We start from the raw sequence: 24085 nt of genomic DNA, 5'->3' as shown, positions 1-24085 counted from the left end.
CCCCCCGATCCGATCCCCCGCCGACACGCCCCTCGCCGAGCTTCGTCTTTTTGCTTTTGGTCGAGAAGACGATCTGGCGCGAATCGACGCAAAGCGCCACGCCTTACCGCCCCACACCGTATATTCACGTGCAACCTGAATTAGGGGCCGAACATGTGCACGCTAACCATGTGTTGCTTTGTCGAGCGATCGACGCCTGTCCCTCGGAAAAAGTTGTAACGGTCGCGTACGAATGTCGTCGCCAAGGGCATCCAGCACGTATACGTACGGTAAGGAGCGACGACGCGGCGAAGCGAGTGGCATCGGCCGCGATGCGAATCCGGGGGCGGCATGCAAGGGCGCCGCGGAGCGGAAAGACCGCTATTTGGGAGATGCACGCTTGGCGAGCGAAGATGCCCCTTGATCGGTTCGCCAACGTACGAGAGACGAAGGTCGCGGTGTGCTCGCTTGCGCTTCGAGGCACTACGATGTGCTTGGAGCTTCGCGTATGGCACGCAACGAGCTTCCCGCGCGGCGCGGACGAAGATTGTAGGCGCTTGTCGCCGTATCTCCAAGATGGGAGTCACATGAACAACGCAAGCCGTGAAAAATAATTTAAAAGGGTTTAGGATGAAATCGAGCGAGGTCGTCTCGGTATAGGGTTCCGTGAACGGCATCGACCGCAGACTTGGGCGAGGAGGTAGCATGGATATTTACAGCAGCTTCGCGAACCGCTTCGAAAAGACGCGAGAAGAAGAGTTCTCGCTCGAGGAGTATCTCGCGCTCTGCAAAGAAAACCCCGCAGCATATGCCACAGCTGCCGAACGGATGTTAGCGGCCATCGGCGATCCGGAGCAGATCGACACCCGCAACGATCCTCGCCTGTCGCGAATCTTTGCGAACAAGGTCATCAAGGTGTACCCCGCGTTCCGCGAATTCTACGGAATGGAAGACGTGATCGAGCAGGTCGTCGCGTACTTCCGCCACGCGGCGCAAGGGCTCGAAGAGAAAAAGCAAATTCTCTATCTGCTGGGTCCCGTGGGGGGCGGCAAGTCGTCGATCGCAGAGCGACTGAAGCAGCTCATGGAGCGCGTGCCGTTTTATGCCATCAAGGGGTCGCCCGTCAACGAGTCGCCGCTCGGCCTCTTCGACTACGACGAAGACGGTCCGATCCTCGAGGACCAATACGGCATTCCGCGGCGTTACCTGAAGAGCATCCTGAGCCCGTGGGCCGTGAAGCGCCTGCACGAGTACAACGGCGACATCCGCAAGTTCCGCGTGGTACGCCGCTACCCGTCGATCCTGCGCCAGATCGGCATTGCGAAGACAGAGCCTGGCGACGAAAACAATCAGGACATTTCGTCGCTCGTAGGCAAGGTCGACATTCGCAAGCTCGAGCAGTACGCGCAGGACGATGCGGACGCCTACAGCTACTCGGGCGGCCTTTGCCTCGCCAATCAGGGTCTGCTCGAGTTCGTCGAGATGTTCAAGGCCCCGATCAAAGTGCTGCACCCGCTGCTCACCGCGACGCAGGAAGGCAACTTCAAAGGCACGGAAGGCTTCGGTGCGATACCGTTCGACGGCATCATCCTCGCGCACTCGAACGAATCTGAATGGAAGGCGTTCAAGAACAACCGCAACAACGAGGCGTTGCTCGACCGGATCTTCGTCGTGAAGGTGCCGTACTGCCTGCGCGTGTCCGAAGAGATCAAGATCTACGAAAAGCTGATCCGCAATTCGTCGCTGGCGGACGCCGTCTGCGCGCCGGGCACGCTGAAGATGATGTCGCAGTTCTCGGTGCTTACCCGTCTGCAGGAACCGGAGAACTCGAACCTCTTCTCGAAGATGCAGGTCTACGACGGGGAAAACCTGAAGGATACCGATCCGAAGGCGAAGTCGTATCAGGAATACCGCGACTACGCCGGCGTCGACGAAGGCATGACGGGCGTCTCGACGCGGTTCGCGTTCAAGATCCTGTCGCGCGTGTTCAACTTCGATTCCACCGAAGTCGCGGCGAACCCGGTGCACCTGATGTATGTGCTCGAGCAGCAGATCGAACGCGAGCAGTTCCCGCCCGAAACGGAGCAGAAATACCTGTCCTTCGTGAAGGACCTGCTGGCTTCGCGCTACGCGGAGTTCATCGGCAAGGAGATTCAGACTGCCTATCTGGAGTCGTATTCGGAATACGGTCAAAACATCTTCGATCGCTACGTCACCTATGCCGACTTCTGGATCCAGGATCAGGAGTTCCGCGATCACGACACGGGAGAGAGCTTCGACCGTGCCGCGCTCAACGCGGAGCTCGAAAAGATCGAGAAGCCGGCCGGCATCAGCAACCCCAAGGATTTCCGCAACGAGATCGTCAACTTCGTGCTGCGGGCGAGGGCGGCGAACGGCGGCAAGAACCCGGCCTGGATCAGCTACGAGAAGCTGCGCGTCGTGATCGAAAAGAAGATGTTCTCGAACACGGAGGAACTGTTGCCCGTGATTTCCTTCAATGCCAAAGGGTCGGCGGAGGAACAGCGCAAGCACGAAGATTTCGTCAATCGGATGGTTGCAAAAGGCTACACGCCGAAGCAAGTACGCCTGCTGTGCGATTGGTACTTGCGGGTACGCAAGTCGTCGTAAAGTAACGCAAGGCAGCGCGCTCGCCTGGCTGACGTTGGCCGGGCGAGCGCTCCGCGATGCGCGGGATGCGCGGGCACGACGCCTGCGCAGTGTCTTGTCGCGTCGCTTCAGGGAACGAAAAGCGGGAGACTGGATGTGCTTCACCAAATCATCGACCGCAGGCTGGCAGGGAAGAACAAGAGCATTGCGAATCGCGAGCGCTTCCTGCGCCGCGTAAAGAATTACATTCGGCGTGCCGTGTCCGAGGCGGTGCGCGACCGCAGTATCAAGGACATCCAAAGCACGCAGAGCATCACCATTCCGCGAAAGGACATTGCCGAGCCGATGTTCCGCCACGGGCCCGGCGGCAAGCGCGAGCTCGTGCATCCGGGCAACGAGGATTACATCCGCGGCGACAAGATTCCGCGACCGAACGGCGGCGCCGGCGGTGGCGGAAGCCAGGCAAGCAACGAAGGAGAAGGGCAGGACGACTTCGTCTTCGAGCTCTCGCGCGAAGAGTTCATGCAGTATTTCTTCGACGATCTCGAGCTGCCGAGGCTCGTGAAGACGCATCTGCTCGCCGTGCCGACCTGGAAGAACATCCGTGCCGGATGGGCGGCCGAGGGCACGCCGAACAACATCGACGTGGTGCGCTCGCTGCGCAGCGCGCTCGGCAGGCGCATCGCGCTCGGCGCGCCGCTCGTCAACGATCTGCGCGAACTCGAGCGCCAGCTCGAGGCGCTCAAGTTGGAGCCCGGCGACAACAGCGAGGAAATCAAGCGCCTCGAAGAGGACATCCATCACTTGCGCGGGCGGATCTGGCGGATTCCGTTCATCGACCCGTTCGATCTGCGCTACATCAACCGCATCAAGCAGCCTCAGCCGTCGAGCCAGGCCGTCATGTTCTGCCTCATGGACGTATCGGGCTCGATGGACGAGCAGCGCAAGGACTTGGCGAAGCGCTTCTTCATCCTGCTTTATCTATTCCTGAAGCGCAATTACGAGAAGATCGAGGTCGTGTTCATCCGGCACCATACGCGTGCGGAGGAAGTCGACGAAGACACGTTCTTCCATTCCACGGAAAGCGGCGGCACCGTCGTCTCCAGCGCGCTCGAACTCATGCGCAAGGTCATGGACGAGCGCTACTCGCCCACTGAATGGAACATTTACGGAGCACAGGCTTCCGACGGAGACAATTGGACTGATGATTCGCCGAAGTGCCGGCGCCTTCTGCACGATGACATCCTGCCCAAAACGCGCTACTTCGCGTATATTCAAGTCGCGCCGGAGGAGCAGAACCTCTGGCTCGAGTACGCGCAACTCGCGATGACGCAGCCGCATCTCGCGATGAAGAAGGTGGACGCGGCGGCCGATATCTATCCCGTGTTCCGGGAACTGTTCGAAAAGCAGGCGGCTCAATCATGAGTACCAAGCACCTGCATAATGAATCGCGCGGATATCAGCCGGAGCGCCGCCGTAAGGGTGCACACGGGCAGGACAGCAACGCGCCGCGCGAGAGCGGCAAACGAGCGGACGTCGAGCCGACGCAAGCCCACGCCGACGTACCTGTCGTGGCCCCAAAGGAACTTCGTATGAACGCTGCCGACCGCAGACCGCTGCCGTGGCCGTCCGACTGGACCTTCGAGCTGATCGAGGAATACGACACGCATATTTCTCATGTGGCCGAGCAGTACGAGCTCGACGTCTATCCGATCCAGCTCGAGCTCATCAGTGCCGAACAGATGATGGATGCTTACGCATCGGTCGGCATGCCGGTTAACTATCGGCACTGGTCGTTCGGCAAGCACTTTCTTTCCACCGAAAAGAGCTACCGCCGCGGGCAGATGGGCCTTGCCTACGAGATCGTCATCAACTCGAATCCATGCATCGCGTACCTCATGGAAGAGAACACGATGACGATGCAGGCGCTCGTCATGGCGCATGCCGCATACGGCCACAACTCGTTTTTCAAGGGCAATTACCTGTTCCGGCTGTGGACTGACGCGCACGCCATCATCGATTACCTCGTCTACGCGAAGAATTACATCGCCGAGTGCGAGGAGCGGTTCGGCTTGGACCGCGTCGAAGAGCTGCTCGACTCGTGTCATGCGCTGATGAATTACGGCGTGGACCGGTACAAGCGGCCGCAAAAGCCCTCGCTGTCGAAGGAAGCCGAGCTGAGGCGTGAACGCGAGGCGTACCTGCAATCGCAGGTCAACGAGCTATGGCGAACGCTGCCGGTGAAGGAAAGGCCGCTCGAGACGGAGGAGGAAGAACGCTATCCGCCCGAGCCGCAGGAGAACCTGCTTTATTTCGCTGAGAAGAACGCGCCGCTCCTCGAGCCGTGGGAGCGCGAGGTGATACGCATCGTCCGCAAGATCGGCCAATATTTCTATCCGCAGCGGCAGACCCAGGTGATGAACGAGGGGTGGGCGACGTTCTGGCACTACACGTTGCTCAACACCATGTACAACCAGGGGCTGCTCGAAGACGGCTTCATGATGGAGTTCCTCCATTCGCACAGCAACGTCATCTATCAACCGCCCGTCACCAAGCCCTATTACAGCGGCATCAACCCGTATGCGCTCGGCTTCTCGATGATGAGCGACATTCGGCGCATCTGCGAATCGCCGACGGACGAAGACCGCAAGTGGTTTCCGGACATCGCCGGATCGCCATGGCTGCCGGCGATGCATTATGCGATGCGCAATTTCAAGGACGAGAGCTTCATCGCGCAGTACCTGTCCCCGCATTTGATCCGCGATATGCGGCTGTTTTCCGTGCTCGACGACGACACGCGCGACGCGCTGGAAGTCTCCGCGATCCACGACGACAGCGGCTACCAGTATGTGCGCCACGCGCTGGCACGTCAGTACGACATGCATCACCGTGAGCCGAACATTCAAGTATGGTCAGTCAACACGCGCGGCGATCGCAGCCTGACGCTGCGGCATTTCATGACGGACAACCGCCATTTGTCGAACGATACCGAGGAAGTGCTCAAGCATATGGCTCGACTTTGGCAGTTCGATGTCTACCTCGAGAGCGTCGACGAGAACGGCACGATTCGAAAGCGCTACGAGTGCCGGTATGCGGCGCCTGCGCTGCGGCTGTAAGCGGTGAGCCGGGGTACGTAAGCCACCGGGTACGTTAATCGCGCCGTCACTTCCCTCCAGGCCGTGCGCGTTCCAGCAGAGCGCGCACTTCTTCGTCCGTCGTCTGCCCGAAATTGTCGTAGTGCTGGCCGACGCTGAAAAACAGTGCCGGTTGAGCAACGCAGACGAACTCGTCGACGATGGAGGAAAAATCGGTCTCGGCACCTGTCGGAGCGACCGGCACGGCGACAACGATGCGCGCCGGTCGACGCTCGCGCAGTGCCTTGACGGCGGCCTGCATCGTCGCGCCTGTCGCTATCCCGTCATCGACGAGAATCGCCGTGCGGCCCTCGACCGCGGACGGCGCTCGCCCGCCCCGGTATGAGCTTTCCCGACGCGCAAGTTCCGATTGCTCCTGCGCCAGGACAGCGTCGAACTGGGCCTGGCCGACGTGTGCCGCGCGCATCGTCTGAGTATCGACGAATAGCGCGCCGCCTGGAGCGATAGCGCCCATCGCCAGTTCCGGCTGGCTCGGCACGCCGAGCTTGCGCACGGGCATGACGTCGAGTTCGGCGCCGAGTGCCATGGCAAGCTCGAACCCCACGGGTACGCCGCCACGCGGCAACGCGAGGACCACCGTGCCCGGGCCCGCGTACTCCTTGAGGCGCTCGGCCAGCATCCGGCCGGCCTCGGCGCGATCGTTGAACAATGAATGCATGGCAGTCATCGCATCAGGTATGGGGCGACTGCCTGCCTCCGAATATCGACGGTCACAGCGCGTCGTGAAAGATGATCCCGAGCGTGTGCCGCTGGCCCGAACGCAGGCGGCTGACGCCGTGTCGCATGTTTACACGATATGCACCTCTCGTGCCTTGTACCGGACGATGGCTCACGGCAAAAACCACCGCGTCGCCTTGCCCGAGCGGCACGACCTCCACGCGCGACTGCATGCGCGGGCGCTGCTCGGTCAGCACGAATTCGCCGCCGGAAAAATCGCGGCCAGGCTCGGACAGCAGCACGGCCACCTGCAGTGGGAAGACATGTTCGCCGTACAAGTCCTGGTGCAGACAATTGTAGTCACCCGAGCCGTAACGCAGCAGCAGCGGAGTGGGGCGGCGTTGCCCGGCGGCATGGCAGCGCCGGATAAAAGCGGCATGCGTCGCCGGATAGCGGACGTCGATGCCGAGCGCGTTCATCCACCGGTTGGCGATCGGGGCCAGGTGAGGGTAGAGCGCCTCTCGAAATGACGCGATGAGCTCGGGCAACGGATAGCCGAAGTACTTGTATTCACCTTTGCCGAAACCGTGCCGCGTCATCACGACGCGGCTACGGAATTGCGCGTCGTCCGGATAAAGCGCGGCGAGTGCATGACATTGCGACGACGATAAAAGGCGAGGGATGATGGCACATCCGTACTCGTCGAGCGCGGCTTCGACGCCGGACCAGTCGACCTTATCAAGGTGTGCGACGACGGGCCTGTTCCCGGTATCTTCGCTGCCCTCAAAAATGGGGGGAGTCTGAGTCGACGATGTTTCACGCAGATCGCGCACCGGTTACTCCGCTCTTCTATATGGGTGAATCTCCACTTTACTGAGCTTTGGGTTGCACCACCTCTCGATTCTTGCGGTCAGATTGCTGGCATGCATCCCCCGTCCGAGCGTCAGCGGCGGGTTCCGGGACAGTGGCCGGCGTGCCGCCGACCTTCATTCGCGTCGAATCGGCGGCATTCTAATCGTCATGCCGCATCGCAGCGCCAGTGGTCTAATATGCGTTTCGTTGCAGCCTAAGCTTTGTAGCCGATTTCGCGTAGAAACGTCTTGCGGGCTTCGATTTCGACTTCATTTTCGATGCCGAGCGGCGTGAAACCGTCGACGACACCGAGGATGCTTCGCCCCTGATTTGTCTCGGCGATCACGACTTCCGTCGGATTGGCCGTGGCGCAAAAGATCCGGCAGACCACGGGCAAGCCTTTGATCGCGTTCAGCACATTGACCGGATAGAAACCTTGGGCAAGAAAGACGATGAAGCTGTGACCGGCGCCGATCGTCATGGCGTTCTCAGAGGCAAGCTGGGTGAGCTCGGGATCGGTACCCGAGCAGCGCACGAGTCGTTTGCCGGACGCTTCGCAAAATGCCAGCCCGAACTTGATACCGGGTACGGACGCGACGAGCGCTTCGTGCATGTCGTCGACGGACTTGATGAAATGCGTTTGCCCGAGGATGAAGTTGACGCTGTCGGGGTTCGAGATTGTGACGGTGAGCAACTGAACCATGATGAACCTCGCAAAGGTTGAGAGGCAAGCATCGAGATCGCGTCTGCTGTTGTCCGCCAATAGTTTGTGCTAGCGCAGGCTGGTTGCGCAAGTGGGTGGACAGATGCAACCGCAACCATCAGATCGCCACTCCGACTGATTTGACATAACATGAATTATCAACATAAATTCGAGTTTACGTTATGTAAAATTTAAAGGTGGGACATTGCCACGGGACACTCGCAACAGTTGCTTGGCGCGCCCAGCCACGGGCGCGCCACCCAATCGCCAGCTCACTGTCCGATCTGCTTGCTCACGTTGTTTTCTTGCTGGTTCAGTGTGCGCTGCTCCTGCTTGGTAATGTGACCGCCATTCTGGCTCGCCATCAGTCGCTCTTCCTTGCGAATCTGGCGGTCATCCTTGTGAAGCGCCGCCGCCTCGACGTGCGACATATCGCCTTCGCGAACCTCATCGTGAATGCGGCTGTTCTGATTTGCCAGCCGATGGTTCACCTCCGTGCGGCGCGGATGCGCCGCATCCCAGTTCGTCTGTGCCGATGCGATGCCTGCGAATGAAAATGCAACAGCGGCGATAGCGGCGAAGCGCAAGGCGGTCTTCTTCATGGTCAGCTCCTTTGGGTGGTTAGGCGGCTTGATGCCGCTTGCATCCTCAACGCGGAGCTGACAGGCGTCGACGACCTGGCAACTGTGAGTTGTGCAACGAGTTGTTTCGAACGGCGCTCGCCGAATGCAGCTGCCGTCGCACTTCTTTGAACGCTTCGTCGTCGAGCACGTTTCGACTCAAACAGCAGAAGCATTCACGCCCGACTGCTTGAGCCGCACCCTTACACCGTCTTGTTCGATCGATTCAACCAACCGGTCCGCCGGCATCGGGTGTGCGAATAGAAAACCCTGCATCGAATGACACCCGATCCCCGAGAGCAGCGCGTGTTGTTCCGCCGTTTCCACGCCTTCCGCGACGATCCGCAGGTTCAGCGTTTTGCCCATCGCCACAATCGCCGATACGATTGCCTCATCGCTGGTCCTTGACTCAAGCTCCCGCACGAATCCGCGATCGATCTTCAACTCGTGCACAGGCAAGCGCTTGAGGTTGAGCAGGCTCGAATAGCCTATGCCGAAATCGTCGATGGCGATCTGCACGCCCATCCTGTGCAATCGCTCGATCACCTGAATGCTGGCGTCCATATCGATCATCGTCGATTCAGTGATCTCGAGAACCAGACAATGCGGCGCCACTGCATGGCGTTCGAGCGATGCACAAACGATGTCCGGTAGCGCCGAATGACGGATCTGAATAGCCGACAGGTTGACCGCCATCGTCCAGTTCGTGAGCCCCATCGAGCGCCAGTTCGCAATCTGTCGACAAGCTTCATCAATGACCCATTCGCCGATCGGCAAAATCAGCCCCACCCTTTCCGCCAACCCGATGAACCGCTCTGGAAGAATGAGTCCGCGCGTAGGATGGTCCCAGCGAAGAAGCGCCTCGACGCCGACGATCGTGTCGCCGGAAACATCCAGCTTCGGCTGGTAATAGAGGATCAACTCGTTTCGCTGGACCGCCCAGCGCAGGTCCTGCGCGAGCTGGAGCAGTTCGCGCGCGTTGGCCTCCAACGACGGGTCATAAAACCAGTAACCGTTCTTTCCCTGAGATTTTGCCCGGTACATCGCCGCGTCCGCGGCTCTGAGCAGCTCATGCGGATGCTTGCCGTCGTCTGGACAGACGGCGATTCCCACGCTGGCCGACAGATGCAATTCGAGCCCCTGAAGCTCGAACCGCTGATCGAGGCAGCCCAGAATGCCGTTGGCCATCTCGGCCGCGTCGGCCGGCCGATCAATTTCGACGACCATCACGAACTCGTCGCCCCCCAACCGCGCAACCATGTCTTGACGGCGAAGCGTTTTGCGCATGCGCCGCGCGACCTCGATTAAAAGAAGATCACCCGCATGGTGTCCAAGCGCATCGTTGACCGCCTTGAATCCATCGAGATCAATGAACATGACAGCAACATGACTGCCATGCAGATCGATATCGGCTATCGACTCCTTGAGCCGCGCCTCGAAAGCCGCCCGGTTCGGCAGGCCGGTCAACATATCGTGAGTGGCAAGATGGGCCAGCTCGTGAGCCCTCGCCTCGGATTCCGCCAGCGCGGATGCCCGCGTTTGTAGTCGCAAATCGAATACTGAGACGGTCAGAGCGAGCACCAACACAGCAACGGTTCCGATGGCGACGGAAAGCGCAAGCCCGTCCGCACGGAAGCCGTCGAGGGCCGCGCCGCAAACTGTACCAACGGGAAATTCCGCCGCGGCCATTCCGGTGTAATGCATGCCGATGATCGCCGAGCCCATGACGACCGCTGCCCCCGCTCGCCACAGCTTGACGCGCGACGAATGCGCCCGTAGCCGAAACGCCAGTTGCAGTGCGACGCCGGAGGCTAGCACAGCGATTGCGATCGACGAAACGACGAGTGAATGGTTGAATTGAATGCCGGGCATCATTCGCATCGCCGCCATGCCCGTGTAGTGCATGCTGGAAATGCCCGCGCCCATCACCAGCGCTCCCCAGATGACGCTCCGCCACGACAGCGAAGGCCGGGAAACCCACCACAGCGCGAAAGCCGACGAGGCGATTGCGATGAATAGCGATGCACCCGTTATTGCAGGATCGTAGCCAAGCGGGATCGGCAAGCTGAACGCAAGCATGCCCGTGAAATGCATCGACCAGATTCCGATGCCCATGGCACACGCCCCGGCCGCGAGCCACCGCCATGCCGAACGCCCCTTGGCCGTTGCAACGTTCGACGCCATATCCAGTGCCGTGTAGGACGCCAGGACGGCAATTGCAAACGACAACAAAACCAGCCAGCCATGGTACGAGCCATCATACATTCTGCATTCCTATTACGCCGACGTGACCGTAAGAACTTTCTGATAAACAAAAAAACGATCTGTTGATTCTTGAAAAGTCATTGTAATATGAATAGTGCTGTACGAATGCAGCATCGATATGCTTGTGGCGCAAAGTTCGAATTGCAGTGCGTGGTCGGCTCGCGGCGGCCGCTTCACCGATGCATGGAAAACAAATAACCCTTCCAGACTCCTCATGGTTCAGCCGTTTAAGCGAGCGGTAGCTCGGGAAAGCAACAATTCAAAGATCCGGGGATTCTCCAACCCGAAGCAAGTCGAAGGCGATGACTAATGAATCGTTAGGGCCCTGGCTTAGGCTCGTGCACGTCGTCGAGCGAATCGACCGCACGCCCTATTTCATCGCCATTCGCCGCGGGCTGGCGCTGGCCCTGCCACTGATCATGACGGGCGCGCTGGCATTGCTTCTGCGGTACCCGTCGAGCGCCGGCATGCGGCAATTGTTGACGGGAGCCTTCGGGCCCCGTCTCGACTACTTTTGCGACAGCCTGCTCGCCGGTACCTTCGGCATTGGATCGCTCGTTGCGTTATATGGCTTCACGGATGTCCTCACGAGCCTTCATAACCAGCGACTCGGTCATCGCGTCGTCAATCCGATGGTCGCCGTGATCGTCGTGACGTCGTGCTTCTTCACGCTGGTCGCGCCGAGTGGCAGCGATGCGAGCCCGCTCGCGCCGCTCTCGCTCGGGCACGGGTTGTTTACCGCGCTCGTCGCCGCGTCGATCGGCTGCTGTCTTTTTTTGAAGCTCTGCAGCTACCGCTTTTTTCGTATTCCGCTACATAACCTGAGCAATGACACACTTGTCGGCGACGTCTTCACGGTGATGCCGGCCGGAATGCTGACCATCCTCGCATTCGCCATTCTCAGAGCAGCTTCGATGTGGCTCGGCTGGTCGGAGTGGGTGGAGGCATTGACCACGCAATTCGCCATCTCGTTCTCGAAGCTCTCCAACAGCTTGCTGTTCTCGATCAGCTACGAGGCGGCATCTCAGGTACTGTGGCTGTTTGGGATTCACGGCCCAAACACACTCTATTCGGTTCAGGAACGCGTACTGGACCCGGCCGCGCACGCAAACGTTGCCGCCGTCGCAAGCGGCGTCCATCCTCAGTTCATCTTCACCTATGACTTTTTCTCGGTGTTCGCGCGAATGGGAGGATCCGGCGGCACGCTGAGCCTTATCCTCGCGCTGCTGCTCGTCAGCCGCACCGTCCGCGGGCAGAAGCTGGCACTCTTCATGATGTTGCCGGCAGTATTCAACGTGAACGAACCGTTGCTCTTCGGGCTGCCGCTGGTGCTCAACCCGGTTTACGCCATTCCGTTCGTGCTGACCCCGATTGCACAGATCCTCATTGCTTATGGAGCGATCATCGCCGGCCTGATGCCGAAGGCGAGCTACAGCGTGCCCTGGACGACGCCAGCGCTTTTTAGCGGATACGCGGTCACCGGTTCGCTGTCGGGAACGTTAGTGCAGCTAGTATCGCTTGCGGCCGGAGCGGCGATATACGCGCCATTCGTCCGAGTCGCCGAATATCTCGCAGGCAGGAGAGGACAGGAAGTGCTCGCCTCTTTGCTGCGCATCGCTGAGTCGCCCGAAGCGAGCGTCAAGCCGAAACGCTGCCTCGAGCTGCCCGGAGACGAGGGCCGGATGGCCGTGTCGCTGGCAAGCGACCTCGAAGATGCGCTGGCGACACAGAGACACATCTTCCTCGAATACCAACCACAAGTGGATCTCCGAACCGGGCGAATATTCGGAGCCGAGGCATTGTTGCGTTGGCAGCATCCGTTTCTGGGCCGGGTGGCGCCGCCGATCGTCGTGGCACTCGCTGATGATATCGAGGAGATCGACCGGCTGGGATTACATGTCTTATCGCTCGCTTGCCGCCAAAGAAAGCGTTGGCGCGATGTGCTACCCGACGATTTCGTGATTGCGGTCAACGTCTCGCCGAAACAGCTGATGAATCGTGAGTTTTACCGGAACGTAGTCGACATACTCGATCGCGAGCACTTGCCTCCCTCCCTCCTTGAACTCGAGATCACGGAGTCCACGATGCTGCTTCCGGACATCGAGGCGATCGAAAATCTGAAAAACCTGAGAAAAATCGGCGTGAAGGTCGCGCTGGACGATTTCGGTATGGGCCACACATCGCTGCACTATCTGCGCGAGCTGCCTCTCGACACAGTGAAGATAGATCGATCGTTGGCGGACGTCAGCCCCGGCAGCGTCAACGAGCACATTGTCAAAAGCATCGCGGATCTGAGCGGCACGCTCAATCTGTCGCTGGTGGTCGAAGGCGTTGAAAACGAGCGTCAGCTATCGCGTCTATCGGCGTTGGGTTGCGCGCGTTTCCAAGGCTACTTCTTCAGCCGCCCCCTTTCGGCCGACGTCTGTCTGGAGTTCGTGCTCGCCGCGAATCGAGAAAACCGGTTCGCGGCATAGTACATTTGCACGACGTCAGGAAATCTCACGGCCTTTCGTTTCCGGCAGCAGCAAGGTCGCGATCAACACAACCAAGTACGCCCCGCCCGCGAAAATGCCGATGGCGACACCGAGCGGCGCAGTCTTCGCGAGATATCCGACGAGGCTGGGAAACAGCGCACCGATTCCGCGCCCGAAGTTATAGGCGAAGCCCTGCCCGTTCGCGCGCACGGCCGATGGAAACAGTTCGGTCAGATAGGCGCCCACTCCGCTGAAAATCCCCGATGCCGCAAAGCCCAGGGGAAAGCCGAGGAAAAGCATTTGCTCGTTTGAAAGTTGCAGGCGCGTGTACGCGAAGATGCACGCGCCGCAGAGCAAAGCGAAAACGATGAGGTTCGCTCGGCGGCCGAGGCGATCGGTCAGGTAAGCGCCGGCCAGATAGCCGATGAAGGAGCCAAGAATGATCACGAGCAGATAGCCGCCCGTGCCGATCACCGAGAGGTGCCGCTCGCTCTTCAGGAATGTCGGCAACCAAGTTGTCACCGCATAGTAGCCGCCTTGCAGACCGGTGCAGAGCAATGCACCGAGCACCGTCGTCTTGATGAGCGCTGGCGAGAAGATCGCCCACGGCGACACGCGCGCGGCACTCGCCTCCTCTTGCGCACGCGTGCGTCGAAAGAGCTCAGGCTCGGGCACGCGCTTGCGAATGAACAACACGAGCAGTGCCGGCAGCACGCCTACCCAAAACAGCGCCCGCCATGCGTAGTTTTCGGGCAATGCGGAGAACAGTACCGTATAGAGAATAGCCGCAACCGCCCAACCCACCGCCCAACCGCTTTGCACGGTGCCGACCGCACGGCCACGGTACTCGGTCCGCACGATCTCCCCCATGAGTACCGAACCCACGGCCCATTCGCCGCCGAAGCCGAGACCCTGCAGCGCTCGCAGCAAGAAGACTTGCCAGAAGCTCTGCGAAAAGCCTATCAGCAACGTGCAAACGGCAAACCAAAGGATCGTCAGCTGCAGGACGCGAACACGTCCGAATCGGTCGGCAAGCATTCCGGCCAGCCACCCGCCTATCGCCGAGAACAGCAAGGTGATGGTAGCCAGCAGGCCGGCCTCGGCCCGATCGATCTTGAATAGCCCGATCAAGGTCGAGATCACGAACGTAAAGACCATGAAATCGAGCGCATCGAGCGCCCAGCCACCGAAAGCCGCAATGAATGTCCGCTTTTCGGGCGCTGTCATTCGGCGAAACCAGTTGGCCTTGTCTCCTTGCTCCATAGCAGATGACATCGATCAGTCTCCTCGTTGTATTGCCGATATGCCGATAAAGCCGCTAACCGTTCGCATTGGCCGATGCGATTTCGTCATGGCTTTCCGGAAAGCCGTATAGCCGCGCCGGGTTCGTGACGAGAATCATGTGGCGTATCGCCTCTTCCGGCGCCCAGTCGACGATGAGATTGCGCAGGCGGCCGGTGTCGGGCATGCGCTCGGGCGTGAGCGAAACGTGCGGCCAGTCGCTACCCCACAACATGCGGTCCGGAGCGTCCTCGATGAGCGCCTGCGCGAATGGAACGACATCCTCGAACGCCGGGGCCCCATCGCTGATGCGATAAGCGCCCGATAGCTTGACCCAATACCCATGAGCCGTCACGAGATGGCGCAATGCAGCGAAGCCCGGCGCGGCAATGCCGCCTTTCACGGGCGTATGCCCCATGTGGTCGACCACGCCAGGGACTGGCAGCTTCATCATGCGCGGCATCAATTCGGGCAACGTCTCGACATCCATCAGGAATTGCAAATGCCACCCCAAATCCTTGATGCGGTACGCAAGCGCCTCCATTGCCGCAAAGCCGATGCCGCCGCCGAACAATACGTTGATGCGCAGACCGCGTACGCCGGCGGCATGCATGGCTTCGAGCTCGTCGTCGGACACTTCGGGCGACACCACGGCAACGCCCCTCAAGCGCTGACGATTGCGTCGCAGCACCTCGAGCATGTAACGGTTATCGGTTCCGTAGACGCTGATCTGCACCAGTACGCCATAGGTCATGCGGCAGGCTTCGAGCATTGCCAGATACTTGTCTTCGGGTGCCGGCGGCGGCGTATAGCTGCGCTCGGCAACCATCGGATAGGCATCGGCATGCGCCGCGACGACATGGGCATGCGTGTCCACAGCGCCGGCCGGAACGCGAAAAGACGGTTCGGCGATGTCCGGTAGGGGGGCCGCGCATAGCCATGCGGGCCCCGAACTGGCAGATGAAATCATGGCTCGTCCTGGTAGTGAACGAAGACACTGCATGTGCGTCGATTATGCGCGGTTTTGGCGATCGGCTCCCTATCGCCTGCCGGCTTTCCGTGAGTCGATGTCGTTACGTTTTCGCATAGCCAAAACCGATGATGCTCCAGGTTTCGGTGATCGAAGGCATTCAGCACCGGTACTGAAAGGCCGAGCTTGTTGTTTCCCAGTCAGTCGCACGAAACCGCCTTGCGGAAGTGATACCATCTGCGCGCAATTCAGCCTAACTCGGAGGCTTTAAGTCTCCAAAAGCCGAAATGTTGGGATTTCCCGTGAGAGTGGGACTTCCGTCAATAAGCCTGCCGGCACGATTTGCCGATATTCCGATCGTCCAAAGAATGCGTCGGGCAGTACGCTCATGATCCGGTTGCAAAGGCGAAGACCAAAATGAACAAGCGCACCATCCGCCTCGCGAGCATCATCGCCCTGCTCTTTGTTTGTGCGATTGCGGCATTCGGCATCGTCCGATATTTCCACAACCGCGCGGAAGCGAGCGATATCGGCGAAGACCGCAATGCGCCTTTTGCCGTGATCGATGCGGCCAATCGAGAACTCGACGGGCAGCCGGCGCTCGCGCTGACCTTCTCCCAGCCTCTCGACGCAAGCCGCGACTACGACAAGGTCGTGCGTGTCTTCAAGATGCCGGCGGCTAAAAACCTGAAGGCCCGCTCGCCCGATAACGATGGCGAGAATGGCGACGACAACGCAGGAGACGCCGACAACCCCGATCACGCATCGGCCGCATCGGCTGCAAGTGAGGTCAGCACATCGGAGAAACTGACTGACCTCGCGGGCGGCATCGCGGTTTCAGGCGCGTGGGTGGTCGGCGACAACCCGCGCATCCTCTACTTCCCTCATATCGAACCGCTCACACGCTATGTCGTGCAAATCGGGGATTCGTTGACGGCGAAGGACGGCAGAAAGCTGGGCCGGGAAATACGCTATTCGATCAACACGCCCGCCGTGACGCCGGCCTACTATTTCGCGAGCCGCGGCATGGTGCTGCCCGCGAAGCAAAACGGCGGCTTGCCGGTGGTCACGGTGAACGTACCGGAAGTCGACGTGCAGTTCATGCGCGTGCGCCCCGATCAATTGCCACGCTTTCTCGACTCGATGCTCGCGCGCCGCCAGCCGGCCAAGCAATCGGACGCCAATGACGATGGCGACGCGAGCGATAACAGCAACGACACGGACAATGCAAGCTTGCCCGACGATCTGCATGGCGCCGTTTCGATCTGGTCGCTCGATGAACTCCACAAGATGGCCGACAGCGTGTACGAGGGACGCTTTCTGACCGAACAGCAGACCGACAAGCGCAGCGTGACCTATCTGCCCGTCGAAGGCATCAAGGCGCTGCAAGACCCGGGCATCTATGTCGCGGTCATGTCGCAACCGGGGCGTTTCCGCTCCGAATACCAGACGACCTATTACTACGTGAGCGACCTCGGCCTGCACCTTCGGCTCTTCGAGCATGCGGCCGACGCGTTCGTCAGCTCGCTGACCGATGGCAGCGCCGTTTCCGGCGTCGACCTGACCTGGCTCGACAAGCAGGGGAAAGTCCTCGCGCGCGGCCAAACCGACGGCGATGGCCACGCGGCCTTCGCGCAGGCGCCCGCGGGCGCGGCGATCGTCCTGGCGCAAAAGGGCCAGCAGATGTCGATGCTGGCGGTGCGCGAGGCGGCGCTCGATCTGTCCGAATACGACGTTACGGGGCTGCCCTATAAGCCGGTGCGGCTCTTCGCCTGGAGCGGACGCGACCTTTACCGGCCCGGCGAGACCTTCCCCCTGTCGGTGCTTGCTCGCGATGCCGACGGGCGGCCCGTGCCGCCCCAACCGATTCAGGCGACGCTGCGCCGCGCCGACGGTAAGACGCAGTTCGTCGCAACCTGGCAACCGATGACCGGGCGCCCAGGCTATTACCAGCACCCGATCGCGTTGCCCGCCGATGCGCCAACGGGCACCTGGACGCTCGAGCTGCGCAACGATCCCGCGGATAAGCTGCCGAACACCACGATGCGCTTCGGCGTCGAAGAGTTCCTGCCCGAGCGGATGAAGCTTGACTTGAGCAACCCGGCGTCCGCGCTGACGCCGAACCAATCCTTCCATATCGACGTAAAAGGCACCTATCTGTACGGCGCACCGGCGGCTGGCAATCGGCTCGTCGGCGTCGTCGAATTTTTCCGCAGCAGCAATCCGCTTCCGGCGCGCTACCCGGGTTTCACGTTCGGCGACGCCAACGACGAAGCGACGCACGTGCGCCAGCCACTCGACGACCAACACCTCGACGACGACGGCCGCATCGGCTTGGAACTACCGACCGACGAAGTGGCCAACGCGCATTCGCCGATGACGGTGCGCGCGACGCTGAGCCTGCTGGAAACGGGCGGCCGGCCGGTGGTGCGCAACATCGAGCGGACGATCTGGCCGGCACCGGTGCTCACTGCCGTGCGGCCGCTCTACAGCGGTGACTATGCGCCGGAAGATTCGCCCGCCGATTTCGAGGTGATCCGTACCGATGCGGCTGGCAACCTGAAGCCCGAAAAAGGCCTGCCTGTGCGGCTCTTTCGCGAGAACCGCAACTACTACTGGCGCTTCGACGACCAGCGCGGGTGGAACTCGGGCTATACCGACAGCGACGAGCTCGTCTATACGACCACCGTGGACGTCCCGGCCGGCGGCCGCGGCCACCTGCGAGTACCGCTCAAATACGGACGATACCGGCTCGAGATGCTCGATACGGCCACGGGCCAGACGTTGCGCTACCGCTTCTACGCGGGCTGGAACGCGCAAAGCAATGAAACGGCCGGCCAGCGCCCGGACCGCGTGATGCTCAAGCTTGACCGGGACGCATACCGAGGCGGCGACACCGCGCGTCTCACGATCATGCCGCCGCACCCGGGAACGGCGCTCATTACGGTGGACGGCGATCGAACGCTTTGGACGAAACGCGTCAAGGTCGATGGCGCGAGCACCACGGTCGATATTCCGGTCGACCCGTCATGGCAGCGCCACGATCTTTACCTCTCCGTGATGGCGTTGCGCCCGGGCAACGAGGGCGACCTCGTGACGCCAGCTCGCGCGCTGGGGCTCACGGCGTTGCCGCTCGCGCGCACCGACCGCAAGTTAGACGTGGCGATCGAGGCGCCGACGCGTATCAAGTCGGAAACCGTCGCGAAGATCAAGGTGAAAGTGCCGGCCGCGAAGGGGCAGAATGCATTGCTCACGCTTTCGGCCGTCGATGTCGGCATTCTCAACATAACGCAGTTCGCCGCGCCCGATCCCTATCAGTTCTTCTTCGGCAAGCTCCGTTACGGTGCGGATCTGCACGACATCTACGGGCGGCTGATCGAAAAGATGGCCGGCAAGAAAGGCAAGCTCAAATGGGGCGGCGACGCTACGCCGAAGGCGACGCAGAATCTGCCGAAGAAGGTGAAGCTCGTCGACATCTTCAGCGGCCCCGTGACGCTCGACGCCAACGGCGAGGCCGAGGTTCCGGTTTCGCTGCCCGACTTCAACGGGACACTGCGCTTGAGCGCCGTCGTAGCGACCGCGGACCGCTATGGCAGCCAGAGCGCGGAGATGATCGTCGCGGCGCCCGTCATCGCCGAGCTGTCGACGCCTCGCTATCTGAACTTCGGCGATCGGGCGACGTTCGCACTCGATCTGCAGAACCTGACCGGCAGCGCGGGGCAATTCAAGGTTGACGTGGCAAGCGACAACGGCCTCTCCATTCATGGTGGCAGCGGCAACGTCACCTTGCGGCCACAGCAGAAAGTCACCCTGCGTTATGCGGTGGAGACCGGCCAATTGGCGGGACTGCACCCAGTCGACGTCACCGTGGAAGGCCCCGGTGTGTCGTTGAAGCGCCATTACGCCGTGCAAGTCGAGGCGCCTACGCCGTCGACGCAAGTCATTCAGCGCTACACGATCGAACCGGGCGCCACGCTGCAGATCCGCGACCCCGCACTGGCCGGTTTCTACCCCGGTTCGCTGGCGGCTCATCTGCTGCTCTCGAATCAACCGCCGATCGATGTGAAGGCTGCCGTGCAATGGCTGCTCGAATACCCGTACGGGTGCACGGAACAAACGACGAGCAGCGCCTATCCCTGGCTCTACGTCGATGAAGCGGCCGCGCGCCGCTACGGCTTGAAAGTCTATACGCGCGAGCAACGTGCGCAGCGAATCGACTTTGCGATGGGCAAGCTCGGCGGTTACCAATCGGCAAGCGGCGGATTCAGTCTCTGGGGCAACGGTCGCGAGGACTTCTGGCTCTCGGGCTATGTCGCCGGATTCCTCCAGGACGCGCGGGCGCAGGGCTTCAGCGTGCCCGACACGCTCTACAACAAGACGATGAACTACCTGCTGCGCGGACTGCAGGAAGGAAGCGCGCAAATCACACCGTTGCCGACGCATATCTCGCCGGACGATCTGCGCCGGCTCATCGACGACGTCAGCCGCAACAACCGCAACTTCGAGGGGCTGGTACAAGCTTCCTATGTGCTCGCGCGCGAGCGCAAGGCGCCGCTTTCAACGTTGCGGCTGCTGTTCGAGCAGCGCGCTTACGCGGATTCCGGCCTATCGCTCGTCGAACTCGGCATCGCGCTCAGTCTGATGGGCGACGAGACACGCGGCCAGCAGGCGATCGCGCAAGGCGCCAAAATGGAACGCTTATCCGGCTATTGGTGGTGGGACTATGGCAGCGAAGTGCGCGATGCGGCCCTCTCCTACGTATTGCTTGCACGCGACAAAATCCAGTCACCCGACGCCGAGAGCCTCTTGCTCGGGCGCGTGCAAAACGCGACGGCCGGGACTGGCGCGGCCTACTACAGCACGCAGGAGCGGCTGGCTCTCTTCCGGCTTGGTCAGACGCTCTCGAGCGGCGAGCAGAAGACATGGCGCGCCACGATCGCGAGCGACGGCGAAACGCGTACCGTCGACAGCGCCGTGACGCCGTTCGCGGACTTGACCGCGACGCAGTTCGCGCACGGCATGACCGTCACGAACAGCTCCGATCAGCGCCTCTTCGTGCAGCTGTCGCTCGCGGGCAATCCGATTCAGACGCCGAGTCCTGATGTGCGCCACCTTGGAAGCCTCACAGTGACGCGCGAGTACCTGCAGGCGGACGGCTCGGCGCTCGGCGGCGGACCGCTGAAGGTCGGCGACACGGTTCTCGTTCACCTGCGAGCGGACTCGGTGAACACGGTGACGGGTTCGGCGCTCGTCGTCGATCGTATTCCCGCGGGGCTCGAAATCGAGAACCAGAACCTCGTGAAGGGCGAAGACGGGGAAGAAATCAAGGTCGGCGATATCGACGTCAACGAAGCGATGCAGAGCGAGAAGATTCAGCATGTCGAATTCCGCGACGATCGCTTCGTCGCGGCCGTCAAGCTCGGCTGGGGTGGGCTCGATCTCTTCTACCGCGCGAGGGTCGTCACGCCCGGACGCTATGCCGTGCCGCCCGCGATCGTCGAAGACATGTACCGGCCGCAATATTTCGGCGTGCTGGATACGCAGAGCACGATCGCGATCGTCGATGCGAACGCGCCGCGGGCGGCGGCAGTCGAGACCGGCGCATCGGCTCCAGCGGCGGCCATGAAGCCATCGACAGCACCATCGCCGGCGCCGGCATCGGCCGCCGCGGCGCACTGACGAGCGCGCGGCCGTGCCAGAAGACGGCGGCGCCCCGTTGCCGGCATCGCGCACTGCAAGGGCCAATCGGCGAGAGCGGGCGTGCCGATGGTTGCAAAGCGCGCTCGCGCGGGCAATGAGACGGCGGATGGCAGGCCTGGTCGCGGGCCTGGCCTTGTTGCTCATTGGCGTCGCCGTCGTGGCGGACCACCTTTATCCGTTGCCAGCCCCCGGTCGGTCGGCGCCTTTCGCGCTCGTCGTCACGGCGAGAGACGGCACGCCTTTGCGCGCCTTCCCTGACAAGCTGTATATCTGGCGCAACCCGGTGACGCTCGAAGACGTCTCGCCGCGTTATATCGAGGCGCTGATCGGCTACGAAGACCGTGCGTTCTGGTGGCACCCGGGGGTAAATCCATTCTCGCTGCTGCGCGCGGCGGGTCAATGGCTCATCCACGGCCGCATTGTCTCCGGCGGCTCGACGATCTCGATGCAAGTCGCGCGGATCATCGATCCGACGCCGCGCACGTTAGCGGGCAAGCTTCACCAGATTTTGCGCGCGCTCCAGCTCGAAGCGCATTTCTCGAAGCGCGAAATCCTGACGCTCTACCTCAATTACGCGCCGATGGGCGGCGTGCTCGAAGGTGTCGATGCGGCGAGTCGCGCCTATTTGGGCAAGCCGGCCCGCAACCTAAGCTACGCGGAGGCGGCGATGCTCGCGGTGTTGCCCCAGGCGCCCTCGCTGCTGCGGCCCGATCGTTTTCCGCGGCGAGCGCAAGACGCGCGAGACAAGGTGCTTCGGCGGATGGCGGATCGCTGGCCTCCCACCGTCATCCATGATGCACTGACCGAGCCCGTCTATGCGCAGACGATTCGCGAGCCGATGCTGGCCCCGCTCCTCGCCGAGCGACTCAAGCGGAACGCACGTGGGAAGCTTCGAGTGACGAGCACCGTCGACGCGGATTTGCAGTCGACTGTCGAATCCCTGTTGCTCGACCGTGTGCGCACGTTGCCTCCGCATGTATCTTGCGCGGCGCTCGTGCTCGACAACGCGACGCTCGAAGTTCGCGCGTATGCGGGCTCGGCCGATTTCAGCGATCTCGGGCGCGCGAGCTACGTGGACATGGTGCGCGCGTGGCGCTCGCCCGGCTCGACGCTGAAACCTTTCCTCTATGGCTTCGCACTCGATGCGGGGCTCATCGACTCGGAATCGCTCTTATCCGACGTGCCGCAATCGTTCGGCGGTTATCAGCCCGGAAACTTCGAGCAATCGTTCCATGGCGCGGTCAGCGTATCCGAGGCGCTGACGCGCTCGCTGAACGTGCCTGCCGTGCAAGTGCTCGACCAGTATGGGCCAGAGCGCTTTGTCGGCAAGCTGCGCCAAGGCGGCTTGAAGCTTCGCTTCCCGCGTGACGCCGAGCCGAATCTGTCGGTCATCCTGGGCGGTGCCGATACGACGCTCGAGAACTTGGTGGGCGCCTACGCCGCTTTTGCGCGTGGCGGCCTGGCGGGCGTGCCACGGCTGACGAGCAATGCGCCGATCGAAGAACATCGAATGATGAGTGCGGGAGCCGCCTTCATCGTCCGCGACATCCTCGAAACGGGCGGGCCGCTCGGACGTGCCGTCGAGGAACGCGGCGCGAACCGCGGCATCGCCTGGAAGACCGGCACCAGCTTCGGGTTTCGCGACGCGTGGTCCGTCGGCGTTACAGACCGCTATACGGTCGGGGTGTGGATAGGCAGACCGGACGGGACGCCGAACCCGGGATACGTCGGCGCGAATGCGGCGACACCGTTGATGATGAGCATCTTCTCGGCGTTGCCCGACGCCGTTCAAGCGCCACGGCGCACACCGCCTCCGGGCGTGACGCAGGCGCAAGTATGTTGGCCGCTGGGGCTTGCAGCCGATGCGCAACCGACAGAGCTTTGCGCAGTACAGCGACGTGCATGGCTACTCGACGGCGTGGCCCCACCGACGTTTCCCGACTCGGTTCGCGGCGGCGAGCCGGTGCTTCGATACACCATCGACAGCGTGACCGGACGACGTGCGACTGCCGCTTGCACGACCCATACGCTGCGCGACGCCGAGAGTCCGCTATGGCCGACGTTGCTGGCACCATGGCTCGACGAGCGCAGCCGGCGCTTCGACGCGCCCCCGTGGGAGGCAGGCTGCGCGCCGCCCGGGCGCGGCGAGGGGCGGCTCGCGATTGCAGGCGCAAGCTCAGGCGAGATCATCCAGCGCGTCTATGGCGGAGCGCCGCCGCTATTGCATCTCTCCGTCAACGGAGCGCAAGGCGATATCGGCTGGCTGATGAACGGAACGATGGTTGGGCGCGCCGCGGCTGGGCGCGGGTGGACATTCGAGTTCACCCGACCCGGCGCTTACGCCATTACCGCATTCGACCAGAAAGGGCGATACGATCGCGTGACAGTCGAGGTGAGGTAGCGCCGACATCGCTCGCCTGCCGTCGACGATGAGGACTCCGAAGCGTTCGCTGCGACATAGGCGCTCCTCCCTCACCGCACCTCGGCCAACTGCTCGAGAATGGCCGGGTTCTCGAGCGTCGACACGTCCTGCGTGATCGCCTCGCCTTTCGCGAGCGAGCGCAGCAAGCGCCGCATGATCTTGCCCGAGCGCGTCTTCGGCAGATTGTCGCCAAAGCGGATGTCCTTCGGCTTCGCGATCGGCCCGATCTCCTTGGCCACCCACGCGCGCAGCTCGTTCGCGAGCTTCGCCGCCTCTTCGCCTTGCGGGCGCGCACGCTTGAGCACCACGAACGCCACCACCGCCTCGCCCGTCGTCTCGTCCGGCCGCCCCACCACCGCCGCCTCCGCCACCAGCGGATTGGCCACCAGCGCCGACTCGA

At 61.7% G+C, this 24085-nt stretch carries 13 protein-coding genes and 1 pseudogene; 6 read left to right on the top strand and 8 right to left on the bottom strand.

All coding sequences use genetic code 11. The features are described 5' to 3' along the window. The first annotated feature begins 684 nt into the window (after nt 1-684). The 3 genes and pseudogenes from C9I57_RS31700 to C9I57_RS31690 all read left to right on the top strand — a co-directional run. A complete protein-coding gene (locus C9I57_RS31700; protein ID WP_107154455.1) occupies nt 685-2607 on the top strand; it encodes a PrkA family serine protein kinase in 1923 nt (640 codons plus the stop codon). 135 nt (nt 2608-2742) lie between these two features. Then, nucleotides 2743-4011, top strand: coding sequence for a YeaH/YhbH family protein (locus tag C9I57_RS31695; protein ID WP_107154454.1), 1269 nt, complete (start codon nt 2743-2745; stop codon nt 4009-4011). A 155-nt stretch (nt 4012-4166) separates the two neighbouring features. Then, a pseudogene (locus tag C9I57_RS31690) lies at nt 4167-5702 on the top strand (SpoVR family protein); the annotation flags it as partial. Nucleotides 5703-5748: 46 nt separating this feature from the next. Here C9I57_RS31690 and C9I57_RS31685 read toward each other — a convergent pair. The 5 genes from C9I57_RS31685 to C9I57_RS31665 form a co-directional block, all read right to left on the bottom strand. Beyond that, nucleotides 5749-6399: a phosphoribosyltransferase gene (locus C9I57_RS31685; protein ID WP_107154458.1), complete on the bottom strand. Its 651-nt coding sequence runs from the start codon at nt 6397-6399 to the stop codon at nt 5749-5751. A gap of 52 nt (nt 6400-6451) precedes the next feature. Beyond that, nucleotides 6452-7189 carry a 2OG-Fe(II) oxygenase gene (locus C9I57_RS31680; RefSeq protein WP_107154457.1) on the bottom strand — a complete coding sequence of 246 codons (738 nt, stop codon included), beginning with the start codon at nt 7187-7189 and terminating at the stop codon, nt 6452-6454. Between the two features lie 275 nt (nt 7190-7464). Further along, nucleotides 7465-7953 carry an adenosine-specific kinase gene (locus tag C9I57_RS31675; protein WP_107154452.1) on the bottom strand — a complete coding sequence of 163 codons (489 nt, stop codon included), beginning with the start codon at nt 7951-7953 and terminating at the stop codon, nt 7465-7467. 272 nt (nt 7954-8225) lie between these two features. Further along, nucleotides 8226-8555, bottom strand: a complete 330-nt coding sequence (locus C9I57_RS31670; RefSeq protein WP_107154451.1) for a hypothetical protein — start codon at nt 8553-8555, stop codon at nt 8226-8228. A gap of 177 nt (nt 8556-8732) precedes the next feature. Next, entirely contained in the window at nt 8733-10838 is a 2106-nt protein-coding gene (locus C9I57_RS31665) for a putative bifunctional diguanylate cyclase/phosphodiesterase (RefSeq protein WP_107154450.1), read from the bottom strand. 302 nt (nt 10839-11140) lie between these two features. Here C9I57_RS31665 and C9I57_RS31660 point away from each other — a divergent pair, with 302 nt between their 5' ends. After that, nucleotides 11141-13312, top strand: coding sequence for an EAL domain-containing protein (locus tag C9I57_RS31660; RefSeq protein WP_107154449.1), 2172 nt, complete (start codon nt 11141-11143; stop codon nt 13310-13312). A 15-nt stretch (nt 13313-13327) separates the two neighbouring features. Here C9I57_RS31660 and C9I57_RS31655 read toward each other — a convergent pair whose 3' ends face one another. Together C9I57_RS31655 and C9I57_RS31650 are read right to left on the bottom strand one after the other, a co-directional pair. Next, nucleotides 13328-14575, bottom strand: coding sequence for an MFS transporter (locus tag C9I57_RS31655; RefSeq protein WP_107154448.1), 1248 nt, complete (start codon nt 14573-14575; stop codon nt 13328-13330). A gap of 55 nt (nt 14576-14630) precedes the next feature. After that, complete coding sequence (locus C9I57_RS31650; protein ID WP_107154447.1) at nt 14631-15563, bottom strand: amidohydrolase family protein; 933 nt, start codon at nt 15561-15563, stop codon at nt 14631-14633. A 417-nt stretch (nt 15564-15980) separates the two neighbouring features. Here C9I57_RS31650 and C9I57_RS31645 point away from each other — a divergent pair, with 417 nt between their 5' ends. Then, nucleotides 15981-21242: an alpha-2-macroglobulin family protein gene (locus C9I57_RS31645; protein WP_107154446.1), complete on the top strand. Its 5262-nt coding sequence runs from the start codon at nt 15981-15983 to the stop codon at nt 21240-21242. A gap of 127 nt (nt 21243-21369) precedes the next feature. After that, a complete protein-coding gene (pbpC, locus tag C9I57_RS31640; RefSeq protein WP_258187923.1) occupies nt 21370-23664 on the top strand; it encodes a penicillin-binding protein 1C in 2295 nt (764 codons plus the stop codon). Nucleotides 23665-23735: 71 nt separating this feature from the next. Here pbpC and C9I57_RS31635 read toward each other — a convergent pair. Further along, a partial coding sequence (locus C9I57_RS31635; RefSeq protein WP_440130267.1) for an AMP-binding enzyme occupies nt 23736-24085 on the bottom strand: 350 nt, incomplete at its 5' end.

The organism is Trinickia symbiotica (assembly GCF_003028655.1).
Classification (GTDB): Bacteria; Pseudomonadota; Gammaproteobacteria; order Burkholderiales; family Burkholderiaceae; genus Trinickia; species Trinickia symbiotica_A.
This window is presented reverse-complemented; position numbering and strand designations above follow the sequence as displayed.

Coding starts and splice junctions, on each gene's coding strand:
- C9I57_RS31660 (WP_107154449.1), top strand. CDS start 11,141: ATGACTAATGAATCGTTAGGGCCCTGGCTTAGGCTCGTGCACGTCGTC.
- pbpC (WP_258187923.1), top strand. CDS start 21,370: ATGGCAGGCCTGGTCGCGGGCCTGGCCTTGTTGCTCATTGGCGTCGCC.
- C9I57_RS31675 (WP_107154452.1), bottom strand. CDS start 7,953: ATGGTTCAGTTGCTCACCGTCACAATCTCGAACCCCGACAGCGTCAAC.
- C9I57_RS31655 (WP_107154448.1), bottom strand. CDS start 14,575: ATGGAGCAAGGAGACAAGGCCAACTGGTTTCGCCGAATGACAGCGCCC.
- C9I57_RS31645 (WP_107154446.1), top strand. CDS start 15,981: ATGAACAAGCGCACCATCCGCCTCGCGAGCATCATCGCCCTGCTCTTT.
- C9I57_RS31665 (WP_107154450.1), bottom strand. CDS start 10,838: ATGTATGATGGCTCGTACCATGGCTGGCTGGTTTTGTTGTCGTTTGCA.
- C9I57_RS31670 (WP_107154451.1), bottom strand. CDS start 8,555: ATGAAGAAGACCGCCTTGCGCTTCGCCGCTATCGCCGCTGTTGCATTT.
- C9I57_RS31685 (WP_107154458.1), bottom strand. CDS start 6,399: ATGCATTCATTGTTCAACGATCGCGCCGAGGCCGGCCGGATGCTGGCC.
- C9I57_RS31650 (WP_107154447.1), bottom strand. CDS start 15,563: ATGATTTCATCTGCCAGTTCGGGGCCCGCATGGCTATGCGCGGCCCCC.
- C9I57_RS31700 (WP_107154455.1), top strand. CDS start 685: ATGGATATTTACAGCAGCTTCGCGAACCGCTTCGAAAAGACGCGAGAA.